The organism is Halomonas sp. THAF12 (genome assembly GCF_009363675.1).
GTDB lineage: Bacteria > Pseudomonadota > Gammaproteobacteria > Pseudomonadales > Halomonadaceae > Halomonas > Halomonas smyrnensis.
Genome location: NZ_CP045400.1, coordinates 90,457 through 106,256, shown reverse-complemented (window position 1 = coordinate 106,256; position 15,800 = coordinate 90,457). Strand labels below are relative to the sequence as shown.

General features: G+C 54.1%; 12 protein-coding genes. 6 read left to right on the top strand and 6 right to left on the bottom strand.

The window, feature by feature from the left end; translation table 11 throughout:
* Positions 1–47: 47 nt before the first annotated feature.
* The 6 genes from FIU88_RS18350 to FIU88_RS18325 all read left to right on the top strand — a co-directional run bounded on the left by FIU88_RS18350 (position 48) and on the right by FIU88_RS18325 (position 8,878).
* Complete coding sequence (locus FIU88_RS18350) at positions 48–1,142, top strand: toprim domain-containing protein (RefSeq protein WP_152480394.1); 1,095 nt, start codon at positions 48–50, stop codon at positions 1,140–1,142.
* Between the two features lie 497 nt (positions 1,143–1,639).
* Entirely contained in the window at positions 1,640–2,293 is a 654-nt protein-coding gene (locus tag FIU88_RS18345) for an ERF family protein (RefSeq protein ID WP_172977783.1), read from the top strand.
* Positions 2,294–2,365: 72 nt separating this feature from the next.
* The gene (locus FIU88_RS19590; RefSeq protein ID WP_172977782.1) at positions 2,366–2,821 is read left to right on the top strand and encodes a metal-dependent hydrolase; all 456 of its coding nucleotides are present in this window, start codon (positions 2,366–2,368) and stop codon (positions 2,819–2,821) included.
* Complete coding sequence (gene traF, locus FIU88_RS18335) at positions 2,818–3,834, top strand: conjugal transfer protein TraF (protein ID WP_172977781.1); 1,017 nt, start codon at positions 2,818–2,820, stop codon at positions 3,832–3,834. Before FIU88_RS19590 ends, traF begins: the two co-directional genes overlap by 4 nt.
* Complete coding sequence (locus tag FIU88_RS18330) at positions 3,834–5,396, top strand: conjugal transfer protein TraH (protein WP_152480391.1); 1,563 nt, start codon at positions 3,834–3,836, stop codon at positions 5,394–5,396. Before traF ends, FIU88_RS18330 begins: the two co-directional genes overlap by 1 nt.
* Complete coding sequence (locus tag FIU88_RS18325; RefSeq protein ID WP_152480390.1) at positions 5,396–8,878, top strand: conjugal transfer protein TraG N-terminal domain-containing protein; 3,483 nt, start codon at positions 5,396–5,398, stop codon at positions 8,876–8,878. The genes FIU88_RS18330 and FIU88_RS18325 overlap by 1 nt, the downstream gene beginning before the upstream one ends.
* Positions 8,879–8,909: 31 nt before the next feature.
* Here the strand turns inward: FIU88_RS18325 and FIU88_RS18320 are convergent, their stop codons facing one another.
* From FIU88_RS18320 to FIU88_RS18295, 6 genes are all read right to left on the bottom strand, one after another.
* Complete coding sequence (locus FIU88_RS18320; protein WP_152480389.1) at positions 8,910–9,254, bottom strand: hypothetical protein; 345 nt, start codon at positions 9,252–9,254, stop codon at positions 8,910–8,912.
* 340 nt (positions 9,255–9,594) lie between these two features.
* Positions 9,595–11,265, bottom strand: a complete 1,671-nt coding sequence (locus FIU88_RS18315; protein ID WP_152480388.1) for a type IV secretory system conjugative DNA transfer family protein — start codon at positions 11,263–11,265, stop codon at positions 9,595–9,597.
* Entirely contained in the window at positions 11,262–11,678 is a 417-nt protein-coding gene (locus FIU88_RS18310; protein ID WP_152480387.1) for a hypothetical protein, read from the bottom strand. The genes FIU88_RS18315 and FIU88_RS18310 overlap by 4 nt, the downstream gene beginning before the upstream one ends.
* A complete protein-coding gene (locus FIU88_RS18305) occupies positions 11,675–12,265 on the bottom strand; it encodes a hypothetical protein (RefSeq protein ID WP_152480386.1) in 591 nt (196 codons plus the stop codon). Before FIU88_RS18305 ends, FIU88_RS18310 begins: the two co-directional genes overlap by 4 nt.
* Entirely contained in the window at positions 12,253–14,478 is a 2,226-nt protein-coding gene (gene traN, locus FIU88_RS18300; RefSeq protein WP_152480385.1) for a conjugal transfer protein TraN, read from the bottom strand. Before traN ends, FIU88_RS18305 begins: the two co-directional genes overlap by 13 nt.
* On the bottom strand, positions 14,478–15,800 hold the full coding sequence (locus tag FIU88_RS18295; protein ID WP_152480384.1) for a hypothetical protein: 1,323 nt from the start codon (positions 15,798–15,800) through the stop codon (positions 14,478–14,480). Before FIU88_RS18295 ends, traN begins: the two co-directional genes overlap by 1 nt.

Sequence of the window (15,800 nt, the reverse complement as noted above, 5' to 3'; positions counted from 1 at the left end):
CCTCCTTGTGAGATCCGGGCAACCGGGAATGAGAGAGGAGACTGTTCATGAGCAAGAGCAATAAGTACGAGATCGCTGATGTGAAGCGAATCGCCCAAGGGCGCTGGGGGGAGGTCTTCCAAGCCCTCTGCCCCGAGCTGGATGCCGCTCTCGAGCACCCTGGCACGCATATCGATTGCCCCGTCCATGGTGGAAAGGAGGACTTCCGGCTTGATCGGGACTTCCAGCTGCGTGGCACGGCGATCTGCACTTGCGGTAACTGGGATGGCTTCAGCCTGATCAAGGAGCTGAAGGGCTGGAAACTCCCAGAGATCCTGGAGCAAGTGATGGGTGCGCTCGGCGAGAAATCGGTTGAGCCGCTGGCGCCGGCTGTTTCGCGGCCCGTGCCTCCTAAGCCCAAGCCCAAGCAGGACATCCGACCAACGCTGCGAAAGCGCTGGACGGAAGCCCTGCCGCTGGACAAGGGGGAAGGCAGGTTTCTCCTTGGGAGCTACCTGCAATTCCGCGGCTTGCCGGTGAAGGCCATGCTCAGCGTGATGGAAAGCGAGGCTCGGCTTCACCCGAACCTCGCCTACATCGAGAAAGGCAAGGTGGTGGGGCACTATCCGGCTCTGCTGACGATCGTGAGGGATGCCCAGGGCCAGCCCGTGACCATGCACCGGACCTACCTTCACCGTTCCCAGAGCGGCATGGTGGAAAAGGCGCCTGTGACGAAGGCCAAGAAGCTGTTTCCGGTCGTCAATGGCGGCGAGGTCGGTGGTGGTGCTATCCGACTCGGCGCAGTGGTCGGCGGTGTTCTCGGCATCGCCGAAGGCATTGAGACCGCACTGGCCGTTCGTGCAGCGACAGGCATGCCTGTATGGCCCGTGTTGTCCGCGTCTCTGATGGGGGCTTTTGAGCCACCAGAAGGGATCAAGGAGGTCGTGATCTGGGCTGATCGTGATCTGCCGGACAGGATGGGTCGAAAGGCTGGGCAGGATGCGGCAAAAGCGCTTCAGGCTCGCCTGTGGGAGAAGGGGATTCAGGCGTCTATCCGAATCCCGGATGCACCCAGCTCCGGTCCTGACAAGAGCCTGGACTGGGCTGATGTGTACACCAGTGGCAACCTGGCGGGGTTTCCTCGCGAGGGTCAGGCTGCTTAACCTTCAAGCCCTCCTAACATCCTGTTGGGAGGGCTTTTTAATGTTCAGCCATAGGGACGGGAGGGGATGCTTGTTAGCTGAATCAAGTGTTTCGTCGTGGAGAAGCGTCACTCAGTTAAATCATCGTTAACCTCCGCTCCCTGTTTGTTGCTTTCGGGGCACTCTTCAGGGTGGCAAGCAATCCACCTGGAGGAGCCTCAGTTTTTAAGGCCATCAGCACGGGGTCGGCTGTCGCTTCCTTTGCCTTATATCCATGATCAGCTTTTTTATTCTTGCGGATTAGACGCGCTTCGACTCGTGGTGAATGGGGCCTAGCGTCTTCATCTAGTTCCCATGCGCGGTACATCAGTTCTCCATGCGATACGTTTCTGAACCTGCATCAGTTCTTGGTTTTTCTTTTTAATTCAGTTAGTTGCTTCACCTCCTTGGCTATCTGTCAGTGCCCCCCCTACCTCTCGTGAGACCCCAGTACCTGGGGGATGAGAGGAGAGCACGTTATGAACCGTAGCGACTCAATCGCAAGCATTGGCAGAGCGTTGGCTTCAGTCCAGGCAGAGCTGGGTGGGGTTGTCGCTTCGGATTGCAGCAATCCGATGTACGACAGCAGCTACGCCAGCCTGACTGCCATTATCGGCAGTGTCCGCGAGGTCTTGAATCGGCACGAAATTGCGCTGGTTCAGGCGCCTGTACCAGGCAATGTGGGCGCAGTGGTGATGGAAACCATGCTGATTCATGGTCCGAGTGGGGAGTTTATTGGCTCCTATTGCGAGATGCCAGTGGACACCCATGACAGCCATGGCGTGGCGTCTGCTCAGACGTATGCGCGACGGTATGGGTTGCTGGCGCTTCTGGGCCTGGCTCAAGGGTCTGATGACGATGGAAATGCTGCCAAAAATGCTGCTGTGAACACCTCAGCAATGCTCCCTGGAAGGGATGCTGAAGCTCATTCTCAGCAGGAAAAAAGCGGTCGTAGGCTGGCCTCCCCTGAGGTAATTCTGGCCGAGATCGACAATGCAGATGCTGAGCGGCTGGCCGCAGCTGAACACTGGGTCAATACCGCACAGCTAGATGCTCACCTGTCTGCACGGTTGAAAGGGGCGATCGCACAGCGCCGCCGCTTCATCCAGCGACAGCAATACCAACCAGCATGACGATTCATAGCCCCCTTTCCTTCGTGGAATCGGGGCTTTCTCGCGTGCTCTGAATTGACCCTAGGAGGCCCTGTGACCGGCAATGCGCACCGGCTTTTTGGTTTGGCGTTTGGTGTGACCGCAGGAGCGGCGATCACGCCCATGTATGGAGGCATGCCGGGGCTTGCGGTGGTGGCGCTGGCGCTACCTGGCTCAACTGCCCCGGATTGGATGGAGATCCGGTTCGGGCCGACCACGCTGATCCCTCATAGGACCGTGACGCATTGGCTCCTTCCTTGGGCAGGGGGAGCGGTGGCCGCGTGGCTGTGGCTCGATGAAACCCCTCTCTTAGCTGCGGCTCTCCTGGGGTTCGTCATCGGAGGTCTCTCGCATATTGCGGGGGATGCAGGAACCCCCTCCGGGGTGCCCGTTTGGCACCCCGGTAAGCGTCACTCCTTGAATCTATGGGATGGCGGCACTTCGGAATTCTGGCCCGTGCTTGCCGCATGGGCGCTTGCGGCAATTTCTATTCGGAGCTTCGTGCTATGAGAAACCTACTGGCTGGCCAAGTGCTGGCCCCCTTGCTCTTGTCGCTGCTGGCGCTATCGCCGGTCTTGGAGGCACAAACAGAGGTCGGCTCGAACCGCGCTTGCCTGGATTCCAGCAATCCCAAGGAATGTGGCTGGTTCTGGGGCCACCTGGATGACGATGAAGAGGAGGAAGAGCAGGAAAAGCCTCCAGAGGTCATCGCGGAGCCTCGTGAAGAGCCGAAAGAGGAGGAGATTGACTGCACCGACCCTGACGAGTGGGAGCCGTCATGCGGCTTCGTGGACCCGCAGGGGAGCTTCGAGTTCCAGGCCAAGCAGCGTGACATGCTGCTGAACCAGGCCGTGATGAGCCCCAACAACCCGGAGACCGTCGAGCGGTTCCAGCGCTACATGCGCTGGGCCGTCGATCAGGCCATCACAATGTCGCGCATGTGGGAGTGGAATCAGATCCAGAACCAGGATCTGAACCCCCTAGTGCATAGCCCAGTATCTTCCTTCGGGCTGCGAGCGGCGTCTCGTGCTCAGGATGGCAAGCGTAACGCGGTCATGGCCGAGATTAACGATCAAGGTGGGTTTCTGGTCTGGTTTACCCGATCAGCCTGCCAGTTCTGTCATGACATGCAGCCTGTGATGAAGCAGATCGGCCGCCGCACGGGGCTCACCATCTATAACGCCCCCCTCGATAACGTGTGCATGTCGGACTTCACCGAGACCTGCGATACCACGGGGCGATCGGTCGAGGCAGCCGGCCACCTGGCCATCGAAGCTGTCCCGGATCTCTGGCTACACCTCCCCCAGGATGACCTCTGGTTCCGGGTCTCCAGTGGAGTAGAGGCAGCCCAACGAATCACATCACGCATTGAGGTTTTCTTTGGTGCCATTCAGCGAGCGGCAGAGCAAGGCCTGAACGCCGTCAGTGACGGCGGAGGTCCGGCAGTCGATTTCAGTGTTCCCGACATGCTTGAACGGTCGTCCGGTGGTTTGGGCGCCGGCATTCCCCAAGGAGTTGAGTAATGTTTCACCGCAAAAAGATAGCAACCATGGTGGCGACCTCCGTACTTACGGGAATGTCGCTAACCGCTACGATCGGGCAGGCAGAGGCGAGCGCCCTGAATGATGCGTTCGATAGACTTTCAAGTGCTGGCGGTGGTTTCAGTAGTTCAACGAGTGCCACAGCATTTGAAACCCGGACGAGACATGGGTACTCCGCGGGTGGCATGACAATGCGGTTCTCGCAGAATCGCTACTCGTTGGTGAATATCGATCCACCAAGGCTCGAGGTCGGATGCAACGGGATTGATGCCCATTTTGGCGGGTTCTCGTACATTGACAGCGAGCAGATCCAGCAAATGCTGCAACAGATCGCACAGGGGGTTGTCGCCCTCTCCTTCCAGCTGGCGTTGAAGCAGCTTTGTCCAATATGTGGCGATGTCCTGGAGTTTGCTCAACGCATGGCTCAGGCAGCCGCCAAGCTCTCCCAGGACAGCTGTGAGGCAGCCCAGGCCATCGTAGATGGCTTTCCAGATTACTCAGGTGAGCTGAGCAACCTTTGGTGTAGTTCTGTGGGCATGTTTGAAGGGGTGGAAAGTGACTGGCTCGCTGCCCAACAGGATACCTGCGACTCAAGCGGCGATGCTGGCAGTGAAATTCGTGACCATCTTGATGCGAATGAAGGTGACCGAGCCCTCGCGATGGACATAGATGGCAATCGCACATGGCTCGGCCTCCAAGAGGCAGGCATAGCACCGGGTAAAGACGGCTCAAACAATATGGGGAGTGAAAACAAGATATTTGCCGAGCTTCTTATGAGCTGGATTGGTACAGAGGTTAGGAATAAAAATGGCAATGGTGATGCAAACACATATCCGCCTACGATAGAGACGGGGGATGCCATGCTGGATGTTTTCCTTTGCGGAAGTGAGCGGGCATCACCATCAGAAATCCAGTACGCGGACTTTATAAATGAGTTCTGTGAAGACAAGGTTTGGCAGGAGGGTAGCTCCGGTCAAAAAATGGAGATTTACACCTGCCAAAGCAGTGATCTGAGGGATTGTTGGGCGCCACAAAGAAGCAAGGTAGAAGACCTATCGTTAGGGCAAGGCTTCTTGACAACTGTGGTGACTGAGCTAGAGGGGGCTGTAGAGAATGTCGCTACAGGAACCCCGCTCTCCTCGTCTCAGAAGGCAATTATTGCTGCTGCGCCATTCCCGCTTTACCAGGCGGTTAACGTCGCTGCTACCTACCCAGAGATTGCTTATGACCTTGTTGTAGGTAACTCAATGATCCTTGCCTATATGATTTCCATTGAGTACATCCGTCATGCTGTACAGGCGACGGCAAAGACATCAGTGACTTCCTCAGTGCCAGCCGAGGTTCTTCGGGAGTTCAGGGAAGCACAGAATGAACTTGTTGCCCTGACTTCTGAAAAGGCACAGCAAATCAACCTGATGGCCGAGACGCAGGAAAACATCATGTCACAGGTTGACCGAATCAATCGTTCAACACTCCGCAACCTTCATGCCATGGGGCTCTCCGGCATGAACTTCGCCCGTGACATGGCCCGGGAGGTGAACTGATGAGGTGGCTAGGAATAGGCCTGACGGCTATTGCTTTGGTGCTCCTACCGGGAATGGCGATCGCCGAAACTATGAGCCCGGGCGGGGGTGCTGATACCTGGACCTTCTATGGTTACGGTAATGGCTATGCCCTTGCGCAGATCCTCGAGGCGATCAAACGCATGACGGACCCGGCTTCTAACCCTGGGTTTCGTAACCTGACGCTTTTACTGGCCATGGCAGGCTTTCTGGCGATGTGCTTCACCGGAATTCTCGCTGGCACATTGCAGAAGATTGCCATGTATTTTGCAGGTATGCTGCTAACGGTTTACATGCTTTTCAGCTTGAAAATAGATATTTTCGTTGAAGACATGGTGTGGGATGGAACTGGTGCTCCGCAGTTTACCCAACGCATCGAGGGAGTCCCCGCGGCTATTGGCCTACCTGCCGTTGTCATCTCCGAAATCGGGATGTGGGCGACCAGTAGCATTGAGTCCAACTTCACAACGCCGAACTTTGCGAACCTCAGGCTCTCTGAAGGTGCCCCTGTGGGAATGGCCGCGAGCATGCTGAATGACATGAAAAGCATTCGGCTTACCGATCCCTACCTTCGATCAAGTATCCAGAGCTTTTTAAATGACTGTGCTCTCCCCAATATCTTTAATGGAAGTATTGCTCCGGTCACGCTCATTACGTCCCAAAATGCCTGGGGCATTCTTGGTTCTAACTTGAATCCGGCTGTTTACACAGTGGTATATGATTCTTCAGATCCTAATGGCGGCATGGAAGCCTGTGACACGGCTTACACAAAGATAGACAATCGCTTGCAGGCCTCTGCACCTTCACTGCTGAACGGCATGGGGGAGTCATCCCCATTCTGGCTTCAGCAGGCGGCGGGTTCTACTGCGCTGGCTGAGGCTGCTCTGGAAGACTCCTTCCGGTGGGCATCAGGCGGTAGTGTCGTCCAGGACGCCACTGGCCTGGCCACCCAAGCGGCTATCGCCGAAATGTACTCAGGCACCTACGAGTACGCAGCAATGGCGACCGGCTCAAGTGAGCTTATCTCGGCACTCAATATCGAGCAGGCGCGAAGGGCGCAGCAATCAGGCTGGTATAGCACCGCGATCTTGTTCCGTGACATGGCGGGATATTTCTTTGCCATCTTGCAGGCATTTGTCATTGGTCTAGCGCCGATCGTCTTTGCCGCCATATTGGTGCCAGGCCTCGGACGGAAAATGGGCACCTCCTACGCTCAGGTTATGACCTGGCTCATTCTATGGTGGCCAGGCCTTGCGATCGTCAATTACATCATGATGCTGTACTTCCAGGGGCAGACGACTGGTTACCTGGCCGATGGTCTCACCATGGCCAACATGGGGGCCGTCAGTGAAATGTCCGACAAGATGGTGATGGCATCGGGATTCATGTCGACCCTCGTGCCTGCCATCATGTGGGGCTTGGTGTCCGGCAGTGGCTATGCCTTCACGTCTGTCTTGGACAGGGCTTCTGGATCTCAGCACGCGGCGGCTGCTGCCGGCAGCATCTCTTCTGGTGCGGCAACGGCTGGTCAGGTGAGCATGAACAACGCGAGCATGAATGCTCACCAGACCTCTCACCGCTATAGCTCTGGCAATGAGGTCTCTGCTCACCATGTTGGTGTTGGTGCCTCTCAGGTGACCAATATGAGCGGTCAGGACATGAATGTGGGTCTTCGTGCTGCCGACTTCAGGGAAAGCATGTCAGCCTCCCAAGGCTATTCAGAGGCGACTCAGAGAACTCAGGAGGCCAAGGAAGCATTTAGTCAGCAAGCCCAGAGTATGATGACCGATACCTTTCGGGGGGCTACGCAGTATGCTGAAGATCAAGGGTATGTCAGAGATGGCAATATTGATTGGTCTCGAATGAGCCAGGACACACAGGGTCAGCGATACATTGAAGAGCTTGCAGCAACGAACTCGCTGATGGAGAACGCTGGTGTTTCCGAGAGAGAGATGGCCGAGATAACTCAACGCTCTTCCACTACGGCTGCTGCGGAAGTCGGCGCTCGTGTTCAAGGCGGTCTGAGCCTTAATACCGGCGTATCTGCCTATGGACAGGGATCAGTGCGTGGTGAGACAGGAAGAAGCTCTTCTGACTCAGAGCAGGCAGCTCGGGAAGAGGGAAACAGTGTCTCTCAATCCGACAGCGGAAGGCTCGCCTTCGCCGAGGATGGTACGTTGTCGGTTACTGGTTCTGACGGTGAAAGATACTCCGTCAAATACAATGAGGGTGAAGCCCGGCAAGTTCTTGAAAGTCGAGCTGGTGAGGATCGTGCCTCGATGCTTTATGCTGCCTCGACTGACTACCAGGAGGCTGTTCAGGCACAACAGAAGGCCCACGAAGAATGGACAGCCAGCAGGTCGGGCTCTCTGCCAACACCTGCTAATCCGCAGGTTGTTTCCGACATGCAGACCGACATGAGCAATCTTCGTGGTCGTGTCGATCAAAGAATGGAAGATGACCAAGCAGAAATTGACAGCCAAAGAAACGATGTTGTTGGAGCTGTTGGCGCTAACACTTCTGATGTGGGCGCAAGAGCAGGAGATGCCGCTGAGACCACCTCACCTATCGGAGATCGGGGAGTTCGCGATCTTTCTGTAGATACTGGAGGACAGCTCGACAATATCCGTGCATCCGCTCAAGCACCAGTGGAAAGGCCTGACGATTATCAGGTGATCGACAACGGAGACGCCTTGTCCGTAGTTGATAGGCGCGATATAGCAGCGGCAGATCAGGCAAACGCAGATGCCTTGATCACTGGTGGCGAAAGGACAAACATCCAAGTCGGAAATGATACGTTTGTCCCTACCTTTTATACCCAGGACGAGAGTGGTCAAGCACATGCCGTCTACGCTGTTGAGCGTGAAGGTGGGCATGCTTATTACCAGTACGGAGGTGATGGTACATTTGAACCGACAAACGTAGCGGTTCCACCCACTCAGGATCAGATAGACCAGCAAGCGCAGACTGGTCCCACTGTTGAATCCACGGAAGCCAGCATGACGAGGTGGCAGCTCCGTGAGGATCAACCAACTCCTGAATCCCAGTTAGGTAATGGACAGCCCGAAAGCTCTGCGGCCAATCAGGCACCCTCTGATACACCCGGGATTGCTCCTGGGCCTCAGAATGGCCAACAGGTTGCTGGCTCCGGCCAGGAGACGCCCGCAGCGTCTCAGGGCGGCCAAGTGCCCCAGGCGGCCGCCTACGGGGCTAATCCGGGAGTTACCCCTGACCAGGGAGGGTATCTCGGCCAAGAGATGGGCACCGGGCAGCAGGCAGGCGGTGAACCTTGGGAGGCATCAGAGCAATCCCAGCCAGCGCAAGCACCGAGTAATGGGTGGACGAGTGATAGTGGTGGGGGCTCAAGTTCTAGCGGGGAGCCTCCAGCTTCTGCACAGCCCCGCGACCAGGCCCCTGGCCAAGACGAAGAAGCTGACCCAAGAGAAAACATGGAGTCACGGTAATAAAAAGCCCCCGCATCGGCGGGGGCTTTTTTTAGGCGTTACGGATAAGTCTCCGATAACGGTGTAGGAAAACCATTTGCAGAATAAAAAAGCCAAAAAAGCAGGCCCAGATATACGGGCTGTTATGGCTTACAACTCCACCTTGATTGGCGTTGGTGTGATAAAGGAGAAAGAGAAAAGCTACAAGATTGAAACCAAGGATAAGGTATACATTTACTTTGGCTCGCCACCTGACAGCGCTCACAACACTTTCTTTATCGGCTCCAATAAGCTCGTGAAGTTCATTGGCAATAAAAGAACCCTTGGGTTGTGATGCAGCCTGACGACGAGCATTGAGCGCCCGCTGGCGTTTTGGATTGCGTTTATTCTTAGCCATAAATTACCTCCGAGCGCTCGACATGATTCGATGGTCATTTAAGTATACGGTACGACGATTTCAATGTCAAACTTTACTCTATTTCCTTATCTTGTCAGCAGGATCGAAATAACTGCGTGAATGTGTAAGGTGGCTAATGAAATCAAGGTGCGCGTGAATGATCGTTTTTAACAGCCAAAGAACATAGCCAGCGGCAAACTTCACAACCTCCACGATGCCTTTTGATAATATGTCCATTATTGGACGAAAAATCTCCTTAACCCCAGGTAGAACGCCCAAGAGGAACATTGCGAATATAGTGATGGTTCCCCAGAAAACAATAGTTATCATCTAGCTTTCCTCATGCCACATCTGTGAGAAATTCATTTAGCCTGTCTTCAAAGTTCAGCGGCTGCTTGTTTGCTGGGATTTTCGTGTTGCGCTTTACAGCCTTAAATGACGGAATTTTCTTTGGGTAGTTAATCATTGGTGTTCTGAGGTGATACATCCGCGCCCCCATCATCATTACCGCATGACCCATATCCATCGCTCTTAATTGGTCAGGGGTGACGCGAAACTCCTCTATTTCACGCCAGCTTTCCCCCATGCCCCCACCATCTGACATGCTAGACTGCGGTGTTGTGCGCAGGTACTGGGCACTTTCACCTTGGTTAGCAGAAACTGATACCGATCGCTGGAACCTTTTGGTCTTTCCGAGTATTTCAGCAGCCTCTTCCGGGCTATCTTTTGAACCGAACTTGAAGAAAATCTTATTCCATGTGTTTTGAATAACAATGTCAGCGAAGTCAGGTGAGACGCGATTCAACTGACTAAACGACTGGAATGCAGGTATTAGGGCAATGTTGGCCGAACGGGCTTGCTCAAAGAGTCTGCCCACGCCCTCCATAACATAGGCCCCCATCTCATCAAGAAGGGCAATGAAGTGCTCTGGTCGCTCTCCTTTTGGAAGATCCTGTATATGCGCAACAGCAGACCGAATATCTGAAACTATCATCTTACCGAGGTTGAGTGCGGCGGTATCTTTGCCCATGGTCGGCAAGGAAACGTAGAGCATGTGACCTTTTCGGATGATCTCTGTAAGGACAATTTCAGGCGCATACACGTTAAAGACTTTGCCGAATTTACCTTGTGCAAACAGGGCAATACGCCCGGCCATGCCACCCAGGGTCTGTTTCATGCGATTCAGGTCGATTTTTGTCCCTTCCTTGGTCCGGGTGCGGAATTGATCAAGGAAGATCGAGAGAGCACGTCTTTCAGATCCCTGGGGAGTCATTCTTTCGAGGTTTTCAAGCGCCTTGTCCGATTGAAGCAGAATCGAGAGATCGCCGAAGTGGTATAGCTGTCCCGAGGCTTGCAAAGCCGCGATAATGACCGTCAAAGCGTGGTTAGCGGACTGTCGGTAGTGATCCGCGCCAGGGTTGTTCTCGGCTGAAGGGATCAAGTTCATGAGACGAGAGGCTACCTCATCAGGATCACCGTGGAGTACGGGGTTATAGGTATTGGCATTGTCTGGGTCGGAGACATCGATGATATAAAGCTCATCTTCTCGTCCGGTTACTTTCGCCATGTAAGCGAGGTGATCACGGGTATCACGGTCGATCTTCGCATCGATGAAGAGCCACCCCCCGCCTCTGGCGGTCTGCTGCCAGAGGATGTACTCACCAATAGTGGTTTTACCCACACCGGACTGACCCACGATCGCGGTATGTCGTTTCCCGAGGTTGTCAGGCATGTTGACTCTTGTGTTTTTGTCGGTTGTCAGCCCTATGTGAAGACCGCTGCCTTTGTCATCGATCGGTTCGTCTGAAGGGAGAACAAAACCTTCTCGCGAGTCCTCATCGATCCTTTCCAGGGTAGCCATGGCTTGGCTCCAAGTGAGCTGTGCCATTCCAATAGTGCCAAGCAGCCCCGCAGGCCACACAGGCAGCGTTCCGGCCGCCCAGGGGGTGGCCGTGGCCACCCCGGCTGCGATCGCAGTGAGAGCCAGGGCATCCCTCCTTCCGGCAATCATGGGCACTCCTCCAAAATCACATCATCAGCCTTGAAGATCCCGGCTGCCCAGGAAGCAGGTGCAATATGGCTCTTGGAGTCAGGCAGCGGGGCTTGATGGCAACGGATCGTTGGTGTCGCTGTGGAATCGGTCCTATGAAGGCTTATGAGGTGCCCTGGGTAGGCGGCGAAGACCAGGACACCGACATGACCTTGCGGCAATTCTTGTGGCGGAAGCCCCCCAAGGTTCTTGAACCATGCTGTCTGCCACTCAACCGAATCATAAGTAATGATCGATTTATTTACTGTTCCTCCAGAGTCAGGTCCACCATAGAGACGACTTCTTTCCTCTTCAGGCTGTTGACCGAATGCACTGGAGCTAACAAGAAATGCTAGCAATGAAGGCATTACGATATTTCGGAAGTAATGTTTCATTTGTTGTTCCTATCAAAGAAACCACTGGGAAGTTTGTCGCTTGAACCTGCGCCATTTACACTGGGGAGGAGCTGATTAGGCAAAGCTCTACCTCCAGGTACAACCGAGTCGAGAAAGTTGTTCCACATGCTGTACTGAAAACGCTCCGTATAAGCATCTCCAGAGGTCGTCACGAATGTGATTCTTCCTGTAAAGACTACACTTCCGTTTGGCGTTATAGAGCCTTCTTTAGTGCGATGCCCATAGGTGTGATAGGCGGGCGTGCCGGGTGTTACTGTCGTGGCGTTAGAACCATCCCCCCAGTCGACAACTGCTTTTTCAACCTGCCTGACATTCTGGCCACCGTGCTCAAACGATGTATAAGTCATAGAAACATCAAGCCGAGTTTCCAATCCAACATAGCCGTTGTTCGGCGTGAACATAAAGGGTCGTTGCCCGCCATTCTGCACCACCTCTTTAGATGAGGCAGCTCCAGATGCAAGAGCGTTGGCTTGATCAGTTATTCTCTCGACAGGGCTCCCGTGGGAGCCCATAGAAAGAATAGTTAACCAAGTAGCCGCGATTGACTGAATTTTTAATTTGCCCATGTCTGGTTAAACTCCGACTTTGCTTTCTCTGACAGAGTTTCCACGTATTCAGAAAAGTCCATATCACCTAAATCCAGTGCTAGGAACTCATCGATAGTGAAACCGGAGCAGTCAGGTTTGTATTGGCGATCGTAAGTCGTAGACGCTTCAGCCACACAACTTCCAAGGACTTCAAGCATGCAAGGCTCATATTTTTTCTCGGAGTATGTATACCAAGGCTTTGCAGTAAGATTGACCTCCACAGTGGCTCTAAACTCACATTCGCTATCAGTGCAACCACCAGTCAACGTGACAGGGGGAGTGCTGTTGACATAGTTGTTCATGTCGCTAATGTCATCTTGGATGTCAACTTCAGTCCACGTCGAGTCATAACGACACTGGTATGCTGAGCCAATGCACATCCGCAAACCTCGATCCGGTGATTCCGTACCGAGTGGGTTGGTATATGCTTCAAAATGCACATTGTTGTGAGCCCATGAGAACTCTCCCCAACCTGAGTTAGGGAAATTGATCGGCCATTTCATGTCGATCGGTATCCTCATTTGCCCGCCAGCCCCAGCTTTCCAGGCGTGGACTTTGTACTCGCATGAGCCATCGTCAAAGCACCCGCCCTCCACGACTGAGTAACGATTGACTGCTCTAACATGATGATCTTCAGCGGCAAGTCGATGGGTTTCCCAGCCGGGACTGAACCCATAGACCGGGTGATCGGGTGGACTTCCACATGAGTCTTCTGAGCAGACGGCGGCATAAATGTCCGGGCTTGAAGGGCAGTCATAGCCAGTCAGCATCGAGTTTGTATAGCCTTCCTCTGTTGCACACGATTCCTTCCACTTCCAGAATCTTACCCGGTTTCCATTGACATTAAGCTCGCTTGTCCACCCTCCGGTGGATTCGTAGAAGGGAAAACTTGCAGTCTTGGTTTCAGCTCCTCCTGCATTTTGTGCGGCCAGTTGGGCAAGCTGCTCGCGTCCTTGCTCCTGGATGATCCGCGCCAGCATAGAGTCAAACTCGCACCAGCGCTGATACTCATCGACTTGTGTTTGAGTGTTCGCCATGGACCATGGACGAGTCCAATGCGAGCATATTTGCTTGGCATAAGCCATATCACCCTTGGCTGGGGCGTTGTAAACGTAGTTCGCGATCGTGCAGAGCGTATTATTGGTTGGAACGAAGCCAGGGGTAACCTGAACAGCTCTTTTTGCCATCCGAGCAGCAGCAAGCTCGACATCCTCGAGATCACAGTAGTCTTCACCAACGCCGGTCGCCATAGAGATAAACGAGCTTGTGAGAACGACATCCTCTGGGTCGTCCTGGCAGCATTCCATGTGCTCAAGAGCGTTCATAATGTCAGCTGTTGCAGTTCCAGCGAGCGCAGCCCCCAGCGGTCCTCCAAAATATGTCGCCAGAATAGTGCCTATTGTGGTGTTAAACTCCATCATCCTGACAAAATCGCTAGTAACCGCTTTGCACTCTCGCTCAAACCCGGAGAAGATTCGCATATTGCCATCGAATCCACCCTCGGCTGCGATCATGTCCATAACGCCTGCTGCGGCGATAGCGTCAGAGAAGGCCCCTTCGTCATCACTGACTTCAGGCATGACTTCATAGGAGCTTGGATCGCACTTACCCTCTTCGCGACAGGTGTACGTTTGTTCCTGGCGAACACACAAACCATCCTGCTCTTTTGTGCATTCGTATTCGGTAATGCTGCAATTCGGGTCATTGTTGCATCGCGGTGTTTCTCCTATATAGCACCGCTTTCTAACCCGCTGGCCAATCACATTGCCGGAACCATCTAAGATGTCTTCGCTGCTTATGTTAGGCCCGCACCCATACGAGGTGTCTGCACTACAAGTTGATTCACTTTTCTGCCACTCTTCTGTCCAGCTATCTGGAAGGACATTTGAGTATTGAGTAAATGTTCCAGGGTAGGTCTCGTCAAATGTATTGACCAGCTCCCATTCATCGCTTCTATTTAAAGCATCCAGGTTGCAACTGTTGCTATATGGATCGCCATAACACATGTATGTTACGGAGTAACGCCAACAGTCGCGATGCACTGTATGCCCAGCTATTTGACGAGGCGCGTCGTCGACACACACCTCGCCTGCTCGATAACACTCCGCATAGTCATTGAGATTTTGTGCGCTTGCCTTACCGCTGGCCAACAAAATAGCTATTAGCGCGAGCGCCTTGATCGCGTACAGCATCAGTTCGTCTCCGGCCGGCGTTGCTCAAATGCCTCACAGTTTTCAGTCACGGTGTCCCTGAAAATCGGTGCGGCCTCGTCATAGCGATATTTTTTAGTGCTGTCACTTGGGTTACGACGATAGTGAATAGTGCAGCGCCCATTGCTGCATGTTTGCTTGATATAGTAACCGGACGGTGCGCCTGGCATGAGCTGAGGGTGGTGCCAGCCGAGATTCCTAGAATACTCGAATCGAAATGATGACCTCCATCCCGAACCATTCTGGTTAAATTGATAAACTAGGCAGTTGAACGGATTGTGGCATGATTGACATACAAACCGGCGGTACAAATGCGAATACGGACGCCATTGATATACCACCTGACCCGGTGTGCAGGCTTCACTTCCGACTTTTTGCACTTGGAGACGCCGCTCACAGGTGAATTGAGCAGTTTCCCGCTGTACGTCACATGTTTTGGATTCTGGTTCACAGGTCACAAGCCGTGTTGGGATGTCAACGGTACAAGTTTCCTGGGTAATACGATCCGGTTCGCACTGCCCTCCCCCGTCAATGTCCAGGAAGTCAATCGTTCGAGGATCTTCTGGATCGCACGAGACAGGAATATCCCCTTCACTGAATAGCTGATTTATCTGCCCTCCCAGGCATTTGGAACGGTCTTCGGCATACTGACTGCCTTGGTCGAAGTTCGGGTTATCACGGACATCCGCGATGGTGTTAGAGGGGTGATTGGGGTCTTGATCGACACGATCATTCCCCTGCTGCCGCATGTCGTTGCCACCCCAGGCATCTCCGTGGAGCTGGTGCATCGTCATCACACAGGATGTCTCTGAGCACTCAGCCTCAACTCGGTAAGCACCGTAGAGATCGCCGCCGCTGAAGGCTGCCTCCCCCCCTGCCGGGACTACTCGCGTCTGCGTATAGCGATCGTCACTGCACCGAATGCCTTGTGTCAGGGCGTCACAAACGGCGACTCTCAGCCTTTGCAACTCACCATCATCGGATTGCTGACACTCTTCGATATTGACTCGTATTCCACCTGCGGTGAGCCGAGCGCCGTCACGGCACCGGAAATTCCGCTGTTGCTGTTGCTTGACCTGGAGCCCAACCTCACCTCCCAGCTCCCCCGAGGTCTTGGTATCTTCAAGGCCCAAGGCAGAAGTCGCCGATTGGAAGCTCTTGCCTGGGTCAAAATCTTTTGCCCAGGCGCCGCCTGCGCTCAGGCCCGATTCATGAGGCCCTGCTATCGCACTCGTGCTCAATGGCACGAGGGCCGCCATAGCGACCCCCGTGAAGAGCAGTTTCAGATGAACGCCCTTCGGCAT

Bases quoted from the DNA above. Each gene is read 5' to 3' on its own strand.
- FIU88_RS18350 (WP_152480394.1), top strand. From the start codon at position 48: ATGAGCAAGAGCAATAAGTACGAGATCGCTGATGTGAAGCGAATCGCC.
- FIU88_RS18345 (WP_172977783.1), top strand. From the start codon at position 1,640: ATGAACCGTAGCGACTCAATCGCAAGCATTGGCAGAGCGTTGGCTTCA.
- traF (WP_172977781.1), top strand. From the start codon at position 2,818: ATGAGAAACCTACTGGCTGGCCAAGTGCTGGCCCCCTTGCTCTTGTCG.
- FIU88_RS18330 (WP_152480391.1), top strand. From the start codon at position 3,834: ATGTTTCACCGCAAAAAGATAGCAACCATGGTGGCGACCTCCGTACTT.
- FIU88_RS18325 (WP_152480390.1), top strand. From the start codon at position 5,396: ATGAGGTGGCTAGGAATAGGCCTGACGGCTATTGCTTTGGTGCTCCTA.
- FIU88_RS18320 (WP_152480389.1), bottom strand. From the start codon at position 9,254: ATGGCTAAGAATAAACGCAATCCAAAACGCCAGCGGGCGCTCAATGCT.
- FIU88_RS18315 (WP_152480388.1), bottom strand. From the start codon at position 11,265: ATGATTGCCGGAAGGAGGGATGCCCTGGCTCTCACTGCGATCGCAGCC.
- FIU88_RS18310 (WP_152480387.1), bottom strand. From the start codon at position 11,678: ATGAAACATTACTTCCGAAATATCGTAATGCCTTCATTGCTAGCATTT.
- FIU88_RS18305 (WP_152480386.1), bottom strand. From the start codon at position 12,265: ATGGGCAAATTAAAAATTCAGTCAATCGCGGCTACTTGGTTAACTATT.
- traN (WP_152480385.1), bottom strand. From the start codon at position 14,478: ATGCTGTACGCGATCAAGGCGCTCGCGCTAATAGCTATTTTGTTGGCC.
- FIU88_RS18295 (WP_152480384.1), bottom strand. From the start codon at position 15,800: ATGCCGAAGGGCGTTCATCTGAAACTGCTCTTCACGGGGGTCGCTATG.